The organism is Bacillus sp. MUM 13 (assembly GCF_001866725.1).
Lineage (GTDB): Bacteria > Bacillota > Bacilli > Bacillales > DSM-1321 > Peribacillus.
This window is the reverse complement of sequence record NZ_MLYQ01000099.1, coordinates 1-9,764: the sequence shown is the minus strand read 5'-3', so window position 1 is coordinate 9,764 and position 9,764 is coordinate 1. Positions and strand designations below refer to the sequence as shown.

Here is a 9,764-nt window from a genome sequence, read left to right as displayed (position 1 = left end):
CTTCTAACAGGAATGCTCCTTTAATATGTTTACTGTTAAAATACGGCATTGGGCTGCATTTTATTCTAACAAAATAACCAAGCACTCCTTATCAGGTAAAGCTGCCATTCAGCAAAACAAAAAAGCCAGGATCACCTGGCCCTCTTCACTGTTTGTTATCTATAATTCTCTCAAAACCGCACGGACCGGACTTCCATCTGCATCCGCTAAATTAAGAGGCAAGGCTGCAAGTTCATAATCTCCGGGAGACACCTTATCAAGTACAAGTCCTTCTAATATATGGATCCCATTTTTTGAAAGGGCATGATGTGCAGGCAGTTCCTTGCTGTCTAATGGATCTACAGAAGGCAAATCAACGCCAAGCAGACGGACGCCTATATCCGCAAGCCACACGGCCAAATCCGGTTCAATCGGCGGAATCGAGTCGGGGAAAACACTTCTGTCCTTCCAGGAACCCGTATAAATCAAGAGGCGCTTCACTCCCTCTATATTAAACTGGCTAACATCCAGGGTGGAGATGGAATTCCTGCCAAGGAGATGAATGACCCGGGCTTTTCCGATATATAGCTCAATATCCAATTCACCCGTCTTTTTTCCTTCATCGTCAAAATGAAAAGGGGCATCGATATGTGTGCCGGTATGTATACTCATAGTCAGCTGTCCGACATTAACAGATCCGCTTTCTTCTTTTGTCCAATTCCGCTGATAGGAAAACGCAGTATCTCCTGGCCAAACAGCCACCCCTTCATCAAGCTTCTGGGAAATATCTTTCCATTTCTTCATTTGGATTCATCCCCTTTTTTCACTGCGGTTTTAATTCTATAACCGGGTTCTAAGGCTCCATATTTCAGGAAAAAACCCCTGGTCCAGCACTCTTTTCAAGTAGGTCACTCCTGAAGATCCCCCTGTGCCCTGCTTGTGCCCAATAATCCGTTCGACTGTGGTCATGTGGTTAAATCGCCAAATTTGCTGCTGGCTGCCGATATCTGCCAGCTTCTCGCCAAGTTCATACAAATCCCAATACTGCCCGACATTTTGATAAACAGTAAGCCATGCATCCTCTACACTTTTGTTATGCTGATAGGGCTCAGAATAATCGCGATTAAGCACATCTTCATCTATGTGCAGCCCCTTATGGGAAAGTGCCCCGATGGCAGCATCGTAAATGCTAGGCGCATGCAGGGCTGTCTGCATGATTTGGAGCAGTTTTTCGTCATGCTGATAGACAGATAGCATTTTAGCGTTTTTGCTGCCAAGTGCAAATTCGATGAGCCGGTTTTGATAGGATTGAAAACCGGAGGAATGTCCTAGCTTGTCCCTGAATTCCATATATTCAGAAGGTGTCAGGGTAGACAGCACGCTCCAGGATTGGGTCAGCTGCTGCTGAATCCTCGACACCCTGGAAAGCATTTTAAATGAAGGCTCAAGATTATTATCCATGATACAATCCGCCGCCGCAGTCAATTCATGAATCACAAGCTTCATCCAGAGCTCACTTGCTTGATGGATTACGATAAAAAGCATTTCGTCATGATGATCTGACAAGAGATGCTGGCTTGTCAGGATTTTATCAAGCTGAAGATAATCTCCATATGACATTTCTTTTTCAAAATCTGTATGGAGCTGATTTTCCTTTCCTTGATTGCCTTTTTCCATCCCGGAAATCCCCTTTTCTGCATGAATGCTTAAACGGATCTGCGTTTTCGCTGTTTACCGATCCAGTAAATCAGTGACAAAAATAAAAGCCATGGAACACCAAACTGAAGCAGAATCTTAAAATCCGTAAACCATGTAGTGACAATCAGGCAAAGCAAGAGAAATGCTCCTAACAAAGGCAGGTACGGATATCCCATCATTCTTACCGGCAATTTCCTCCCGCCATTCCTCTCCCATTGTTGCCTGAAAAATAAATGTGAAATAAATATCATGAACCAGGTAAAAATGGCACCGAACATGGAAATGCCCATCATGAAGGAATATGAGGTGTCCGGTTTAAGGGCGCTGATAATCGCTGCAAGAAAAATCCCTGCGGTTGAGACAGCCAGCGCATTCTTCGGTACTGCATGTTTATTTACCCTGCCGAAAACAGCCGGAGCCGAGCCTTCGCGGGACAAGGAAAAAATCATCCTTGTCGAGGCATAAAGCTGGCTATTCATAGCGGATAAAGCAGCAGTCAAAACGATAAAATTCATGACTCCGGATGCATAAGGAATTTTTAGTATTTCCATGACCTTAACAAACGGACTTTGATCTATGCCTGCAGACTTCCATGGAACAATCATCAGCATTATACCGATAGTCACTACATAAAACAGCGAAAGCCTGAACACCGTTGCTTTCAAAGCTTTCGGTACAGCCGTATCAGGATCCTTTGTTTCCCCGGCCGTAACTGCAATTAACTCTGTTCCAAGAAAACTGAACAGGGAAATGAATACTGCTATCCACATACCTCTAACTCCAAATGGGAGAAAGCCTCCGTCATTCGTTAAATTGCCTGGTCCCATTTCAGCATGTGAAGAACCGGTTAATACATATATCCCCAGCAAAATGAATAAAATAATGGCGCTGATTTTAATCATTGAAAACCAGTATTCAAAGGTTGCAAAGGTATGCACACTTTTCAAATTTACATAGATTAACAGGATGGCAAATAATAAAATCCAGCATATCTGCGGAACTGCAGGAAACCAATATTTCATATACACCGTGCTTGCGCTTATCTCGACACCGACTGCCAGCACATTGGCAATCCAGTACGAATAGCGGACAAGAAATCCCGCCATAGGGCTGACATATTTCTCAGCAATGGTCCCAAAGGAGCCTGAGGTAGGATAGGCGACCGTCATTTCAGCTAAACATCCCATTAATAAAAGTACAATAAATGCCCCAATGGCATAACTCACCAATACGCTTGGGCCCGCAGTCGTAATGGCAAGCCCGCTTCCCAGGAATAATCCAGTCCCAATGGCGCATCCCATGGCAATCATGGTCAGCTGCTTTGTACTCATTTCCCTTTTTAATCCCGCGTTTTCAGGGGGATTCTTACTGCTTTTGTAGCTATTCAATTTTTTATCCTCCCTGCCTTGTCTTAAGCAACCACGTCCCGCTCATTCTTAAAGTTTTCATATTCTTTCCCAATCATGATTTTCTTAAGAATCTGAACTGCCTCCCACACTTCTGTGTAGGCTGTATACAAGGCGACCGGAGCCAGGCGAATGATATTAGGGGCCCTGAAATCCGGCACAATTCCATTTGCCTTAAGGGCTTTGCAAATCCGCGCTGCTTCTTTATGTTCCAGACTGATATGTGCGCCCCTGCGGCTATCCTCTCTTGGATTTCCGATAAAAAAGCCCATATTGCCAAGCTCAAAAGAAATCAGATCCATCAAATATTCATTAATTTGAAGAGATTTCTGGCGTATCCTATCAATTCCTGCTTCACTGAACATCTCGAGTGATCCGATTAAAGGAGCGATGCTAAGCACATGCGGTGTCCCGATTTGGTAAGCTCCTGCATTTTGTGCAGGTGTCAGCAGATGCTCCATATCGAATTGTTTGTTTTTATCAGATCCAAACCACCCTGCAAGCCCAGGACTCCTTCCAAAATGCCTGGAATTCACATAAAGGCCTCCGACACTTCCCGGCCCTCCATTAAGATGCTTATAATTGCACCAATAAGCAAAATCCACACCCCATTCGCCAAAATAGTGCGGAATGGCACCGACAGAATGGCAGCCATCAAACCCGATGATAATGCCCCTTTCATGCGCCTCTGCTGTCAGACGTTTCATATCAAGAATCTGGCCGCTTCGATATAAGACTACCGGCAATATAATTAACGCAATTTCTTCCGTCATTTGATCAATGATATCATCTTCTTCCAGGAACCGCCCGTCCCTGCTCTTCACCTGCACCAAATTTGTTTTATCATATCCATGCATTTCCAGCTGGCTGTGCATGGCATAAATGTCGGAAGGAAACGTTAATTCATCCGCCAAGATTTTTTTTCTGTCTCCCTCGGGTTTATAAAATGTAGCCAGCAATTGATGAAGATTAACCGTTGTGGAGCCTGTGACAATCACTTCATCAGGAGATGATGCTCCAACTAAGGGCGCTAAAAGCGCTCCCATTTTTTCTGATAGGTAAAACCAGGGATTGTTTCCCTGTGTCCATCCGCCAATGCCATATGTCTTCCAGTCATTAAGTGTATCAAGCAGAGATTTTTCTGCTCTTTTTGACAAAAGCCCCAATGAATTTCCGTCCAGATAAATGCTGCCTGGCTTTGTATAAAATTCATCCCTATATGCCTTAAGGGAATCATCTCTATCCAAGCCTTGAGCGTATTCTTTTAAATGAAAGCCAGATACTGTATTCATAGTGCCCTCCTCTGCTTGCCATATTGAAAATCGTAACAAGATTCCTGCATTCAGTCAATCAGCTGTCCGTCAAATTTTAGAATATTCCGTTTTTTATTCAACCATGCAGGGATCTCTACTTCCTTTGGATAAATCAAGGACACCATGTTATGATAATCTCTATATTTAGCATATTAATGCATTGCCATTGTGAAACATGTGCTGATGCTGATAAAGAAGAGAGTGTCTATTTTATGAAGAGATACATAGTGATCGGAGCCGGAATCCTTGGTGCTTCCACGGCTTATCAGCTGGCCAAAAGCGGGGCTGAGGTTGTCATTGCTGACCGTAAAGACAGGGGGCAGGCTACTGATGCAGCAGCAGGCATTGTATGTCCATGGCTGTCGCAGCGCCGCAATAAAGCCTGGTATAAGCTTGCAAAAGAAGGTGCAAGGTTTTACCCGGATCTGATAGAGTCCCTTAAACAGGACGGTGAAACAGATACCGGATATGCACAAGTCGGCGCTATCAGCCTCCATAGTGATAGCGAAAAGCTTATTGCCATGAAAGAACGGGCATTAAAGCGAAAAGAAGACGCACCTGAGATGGGTGATATCACCATTCTTACTCCTGAGCAGACAAGGATCCTTTTCCCTCCTCTTGCAGAAGGAATCGGTTCTGTCCATGTCAGCGGCGCGGCACGTGTTGATGGACGTGCCCTCCGTGATTCCTTGCTTAGGGCTGCCGAAAAAAACGGTGCTGTTTTTATAGAGGGAGCAGCATCTCTGAATTTTAAGGATAAACAGGTAATCGGGGCTAATGTGAATGGTGAAGCTCTGGAGGGGATGGTAATTGTGTGTGCCGGCGCCTGGGCAAATCAGCTGCTGGAGCCCCTTGGAGTAAATTTTCAAGTCACCTTCCAAAAGGCGCAAATTGTTCATCTAAGGCTGCCTGGGACAAGTACAAAAACCTGGCCCGTCGTCATGCCTCCAAGTGATCAATATCTGCTGGCCTTTGAAGACAGGCTGGTAGCCGGCGCAACTCATGAAAATACAGAAGAATACGACAGCCGGATTACGGCTGGCGGATTGCAGGAAGTCTTAAATAAGGCCTTACTTTCTGCCCCTGGGCTCGAACAAGCTTCCTTTCTTGAAGCCAGAACTGGATTCCGTCCCTTTACACCTGGCTTTTTGCCTGTTATCGGTTCCCTGCCAGGCTGGGAGGGAATATTGGCCGCTAACGGTCTTGGAGCTTCAGGCCTTACTATGGGACCCTATATTGGTTATCAGCTATCAAAGCTTGCACTCGGGCTTGAAACCGATATAGATCTGGAGCAATATGATTTAAATAGTGCTTTGGAGGCCTAGCCATCTTCGAAACCCAATAACAAATTAATAAAATCAACAATCTTTAAGAAAAGAGCCAAAATAAAAAGAGCCAATATGAATGTACTGCACCCCAGAAATTAGAATTAAGCTCTAACTTTTGGAGTGCAGTACATATGAAATGGCTCTTTTTTTGCTAGGTTTGCAACAGGGGTTTCTTCAGGAACTGCTCTTGAAGATCCTCAGCGGAAAGGGGCCTGCTGAACAAATAGCCTTGCACAGTATCACAATCATTTTCTTTTAAGAAATTTAGCTGGTTTTCTGTTTCTACACCTTCCGCCACTATATTAAGCTGCATATTTTTAGCAAGGCTGATTATGGAAGCGGTAATTGCTTCATCTGTCCCAGCCGTATTTCCATCAGACAAATTCCTTATGAAGGACTGATCAATTTTAAGAGTATTGATTGGATAATCCTTCAGATAAGCAAGAGAACTATAACCAGTTCCAAAATCATCTATGGCAATTTCTACGCCCATCTCCTTCAGCTTATTGAACGTATAAATGGCCCGGCTCACATTTTTCATCGCCGTGCTTTCTGTAATTTCCAATTCCAGATACTTTCCTTCCAGATCATATTCTGTCAGAATTGTTTCCAGCTCGCTGAGAAAGCTGTTCTCCATAAATTGTCTTGTCGCCACATTCACGGCCACCTGAAGATGAGAAAATCCCTGTTCATGCCATTTTTTCAGCTGTGAAACGGCCATTCTTAATATTTTTTCTCCTAATGGAACAATTAAACCCGTTTCTTCTGCCAGCGGGATAAAATCTGCAGGAGTAACAAATCCAAGCCGCGGATGATTCCAGCGTACCAGCGCCTCCAAGCTTGTCACCTCTTCAGACTTGATATGGATCTTCGGCTGGTAGTGTAAGATAAATTCACCCTCTGATCCAATTCCCCTTCTCATCTCTTCTTCCAATTGAATCTTATCTAAACGGCTGTCAATCGACTTTGTATAAATCTGATAGTTGGACTTACTCGTTTCCTTTGCCAGATACATGGCTAAATCTGCTTTTTTAAGCAGCTCCTCAATATCTGATCCATCATGAGGGAAAACGGAAATCCCAATGCTTGCAGTCGTGTATATTTCATGATGATTTAGCATAAACGGCTCATTCAGCGATTTGAGCAGGTTATCTGCCAGCTTTTCAGCCTCCGAAACTTGCTTTATATTTGGGAGAAACAAAGTAAACTCATCTCCGCCCATTCTTGCCAAGAGCACATCTGCACCGATGGTCTTTTCAAAACGTGAGGCCATTTCCACCAATAGCAAATCTCCATAAGAATGCCCCAGCGTATCATTAATTGTCTTGAACCGGTCCATATCCAGCAGGAAAATAGCGGCTGATTTGCTTGGTTCCATTTCTTGAAGCACCCGGGAAACCTGTTCTCTGAACGAGCGCCTGTTTGGCAGGGACGTTAAATCATCCTGATAAGCCTGCTTATGAATAATCTCCAGAGCCTTAACCTGTTCAGTAATATCTTTGGCGATGCCATAAATACCATCAATTTTTTCATCAATATAAACCGGAACAGTCGTCACATTCAATATGACAGAATTTCCATTTTTATGGATTGCCTCAATATCAAATTTTGCGGGAATTCCGCTTATTGTTTTAGCCAAGTACTCCCTTGCCCGCAATCCCTCTTCTTCAGAAAGCAGCGAATCAAAAGAAAGGTATGGAACTTCTTCTGCAGAATATCCCAATACATCTGTTAAAGAAGGATTAAAACTTAAGAGGCTTCCGGAAGCATCCAGGGAAAAAATGATATCCAGGTTATGCCTCACAAGAGAATCATAGCGCTGCTGGCTTTCTTGCAGCCTTTTATTCTGGACGGCCAGCTTTCGGTCCATGCCTGAAGAAAATAAGACAAAAATCTGGATAGTAAGAATGGCGGCACCTATTCCTCCTGCAAGGATGGCTGTATCCATTCGGAACCCGCCTGATGCCAGATGATGAACCATATGTCCCTCGGCACGATAGCTTGCTGCAGCCATTCCTGTATAATGCATTCCAGAAATGGCAGAACCCATCACAATAGCACTTAGTAATTTCCCTAAAAAATGATTTCCCGACTTCACCCTGAAATAGAAGGATATCTTCAATGCTGCCAAGGATGCTGCGAGAGCAATGAATACGGATAAAGTAACCAGAAGCTTGTTGTAATGGACAGCAGCCTGCATCTGCATAGCCATCATGCCGGTATAATGCATTAAAATGATAGCGGTGCTCATAAATAGCCCGCCGATCAGCAAATGAATATTTGCCATTCTCTCGCGGCTTACGACAAACAAGGCAGTAAACGAAGCTAATATGGCCACTGCAACTGAGAAAAGAACGATTGATGCATCGTAATTAATCATTACCGGCAAACTAAACGCCAGCATGGCCACAAAGTGCATGGACCAGATGCCAAGGCCCATTGTCACCGCACCGCCCGCCAGCCATAGCTTTTTTGCCCCATTTCGGGCTAAGGTTATTCTGCCTGCAAGATCAAGAGCCGTAAACGAAGCGAATACGGCAATCAATATTGAAAGGCACACAAACCCCCAATTATAATGTCCCTGCATGTACAAATAATTTTCTCCTTTTAATAAAATCTCTCTATCTTATTTCGGCAAAAATAACACTAACCTAAAGACTTATGTAAAAAATAATATGCTGATTCTCTCATCCCTTAATTCAATGACAAGTCTTTAGGAAGGCGCAAAAAAGGCCCATAGGAAAACCTATGAGCCTTTTAAACAGGTATAAGCTTACTTTACAGCTTCTTTTAACTCTTTGCCTGGTTTAAATGCAGGAACCTTGGAAGCAGGAATGTTCAATTCTTCCCCAGTCTGAGGATTGCGGCCTGTACGTGCAGCGCGCTCACGCACTTCAAATGTGCCAAATCCGATTAACTGGATTTTCTCTTCTTTTGCTAGAGTATTGGTAATCGTCTCCAAAAGTACATCAACCGCTTTAGAAGCATCCTTCTTTGATAATTCAGCCTGTTCAACCACTGCATTCACTAAATCAGTTTTATTCATATTAAAACACCTCTTTTTAAATATTTTATGTAGAATCCAAAACATATCATATCTGCTGTGCATTTGTCACTTAATAAAGGTTATTTTCGGGGTTTTGCAAGCATTTTGTTAAAGGAACAACTTATTTTCTTTATTGCCCTATTTATAATAAATTATACAAAATCATAAAAAGACAGGTACTGTATCCAGTTTTAACAACTCCTGCCCTCTCTCAAGGAAGTCGCGGCTTTAGCAGAAGCTCTAGTCCAACTAACTGACGTGTTCAAACTCCCAAACTCGGTAACCGGCGGTTCTCACTATTCGGATTTTAGTTTACTGGACTCTTTTGAGCTCTTATGAAATATTCATTTCTGCACAAAAGAAGACCAGCATCTCTGCTGGGCTTCCGTTTGCTTGGGGGCGTCCTACTCTCACAGGACGTGCTGACTTCTGCGTTGCCACAGGACGTGGCGGTTTTAGCAGAAGCTCCTTGCAGTCCAATACCATCGGCGCACGAGCTTAACTGCCGTGTCCGAACTCCTGAACGGCGATAACCGGCGGATCTCTTCGTCAGCTTCAGTCCTTCCGCACCTCGTGTACACCGTACACTCTGGTGCTCACTCCATCGCTTCCTCCACCTCCTTGGTTCTCCCCATTCAGGTTTGGGCTTACTTGACTCTTTTCCTCTTTATATTCTTTTTAGTTATTATAATGTCTCCGTTTCTGCACACAAAAAAGACCAGCATCTCTGCTGGCCTCCCATTTGCTTGGCGGCGTCCTACTCTCACAGGGGGAGAACCCCCAACTACCATCGGCGCTGAAGAGCTTAACTGCCGTGTTCGGAATGGGAACGGGTGTGACCTCTTCGCTATCGCCACCAAACTATGAGGAACATTGTTCCTTCAAAACTGGATAATAGAAGAAGTTAAATATCTGCACGTCATTTTGTCTAGCTGCGAAAGCCAAACCGTACGGCTGCTTCGCTTCTTCTGTCCGAGACGTCCGTCTCTTCCGC

7 protein-coding genes and 1 rRNA gene are annotated in these 9,764 nt (G+C 44.0%); 1 reads left to right on the top strand and 7 read right to left on the bottom strand.

Features of this window, described 5'->3' with window-relative positions; genetic code table 11:
- Positions 1–159 precede the first annotated feature (159 nt).
- From kynB to kynU, 4 genes are all read right to left on the bottom strand, one after another.
- On the bottom strand, positions 160–783 hold the full coding sequence (gene kynB / locus BIV59_RS19215; RefSeq protein ID WP_071353071.1) for an arylformamidase: 624 nt from the start codon (positions 781–783) through the stop codon (positions 160–162).
- A 36-nt stretch (positions 784–819) separates the two neighbouring features.
- Positions 820–1,656: a tryptophan 2,3-dioxygenase gene (gene kynA, locus BIV59_RS19210; protein ID WP_071353070.1), complete on the bottom strand. Its 837-nt coding sequence runs from the start codon at positions 1,654–1,656 to the stop codon at positions 820–822.
- A gap of 29 nt (positions 1,657–1,685) precedes the next feature.
- A complete protein-coding gene (locus BIV59_RS19205; protein WP_071353073.1) occupies positions 1,686–3,008 on the bottom strand; it encodes an amino acid permease in 1,323 nt (440 codons plus the stop codon).
- 80 nt (positions 3,009–3,088) lie between these two features.
- Positions 3,089–4,375, bottom strand: coding sequence for a kynureninase (gene kynU, locus BIV59_RS19200; RefSeq protein WP_071353069.1), 1,287 nt, complete (start codon positions 4,373–4,375; stop codon positions 3,089–3,091).
- Positions 4,376–4,608: 233 nt separating this feature from the next.
- On the opposite strand from kynU, the gene BIV59_RS19195 reads away from it, so the two are divergent.
- A complete protein-coding gene (locus BIV59_RS19195) occupies positions 4,609–5,721 on the top strand; it encodes an NAD(P)/FAD-dependent oxidoreductase (protein ID WP_071353068.1) in 1,113 nt (370 codons plus the stop codon).
- A gap of 154 nt (positions 5,722–5,875) precedes the next feature.
- On the opposite strand, the gene BIV59_RS19190 is transcribed toward BIV59_RS19195, so the two are convergent.
- The 3 genes from BIV59_RS19190 to rrf all read right to left on the bottom strand — a co-directional run bounded on the left by BIV59_RS19190 (position 5,876) and on the right by rrf (position 9,631).
- A complete protein-coding gene (locus tag BIV59_RS19190) occupies positions 5,876–8,311 on the bottom strand; it encodes a bifunctional diguanylate cyclase/phosphodiesterase (RefSeq protein ID WP_071353072.1) in 2,436 nt (811 codons plus the stop codon).
- A gap of 186 nt (positions 8,312–8,497) precedes the next feature.
- Complete coding sequence (locus BIV59_RS19185) at positions 8,498–8,770, bottom strand: HU family DNA-binding protein (RefSeq protein WP_071353067.1); 273 nt, start codon at positions 8,768–8,770, stop codon at positions 8,498–8,500.
- 744 nt (positions 8,771–9,514) lie between these two features.
- Positions 9,515–9,631, bottom strand: a 5S ribosomal RNA gene (rrf, locus tag BIV59_RS19180).
- Positions 9,632–9,764 lie beyond the last annotated feature (133 nt).

Bases quoted from the DNA above. Each gene is read 5' to 3' on its own strand.
- kynB (WP_071353071.1), bottom strand. From the start codon at position 783: ATGAAGAAATGGAAAGATATTTCCCAGAAGCTTGATGAAGGGGTGGCT.
- kynA (WP_071353070.1), bottom strand. From the start codon at position 1,656: ATGGAAAAAGGCAATCAAGGAAAGGAAAATCAGCTCCATACAGATTTT.
- BIV59_RS19205 (WP_071353073.1), bottom strand. From the start codon at position 3,008: ATGAGTACAAAGCAGCTGACCATGATTGCCATGGGATGCGCCATTGGG.
- kynU (WP_071353069.1), bottom strand. From the start codon at position 4,375: ATGAATACAGTATCTGGCTTTCATTTAAAAGAATACGCTCAAGGCTTG.
- BIV59_RS19195 (WP_071353068.1), top strand. From the start codon at position 4,609: ATGAAGAGATACATAGTGATCGGAGCCGGAATCCTTGGTGCTTCCACG.
- BIV59_RS19190 (WP_071353072.1), bottom strand. From the start codon at position 8,311: ATGCAGGGACATTATAATTGGGGGTTTGTGTGCCTTTCAATATTGATT.
- BIV59_RS19185 (WP_071353067.1), bottom strand. From the start codon at position 8,770: ATGAATAAAACTGATTTAGTGAATGCAGTGGTTGAACAGGCTGAATTA.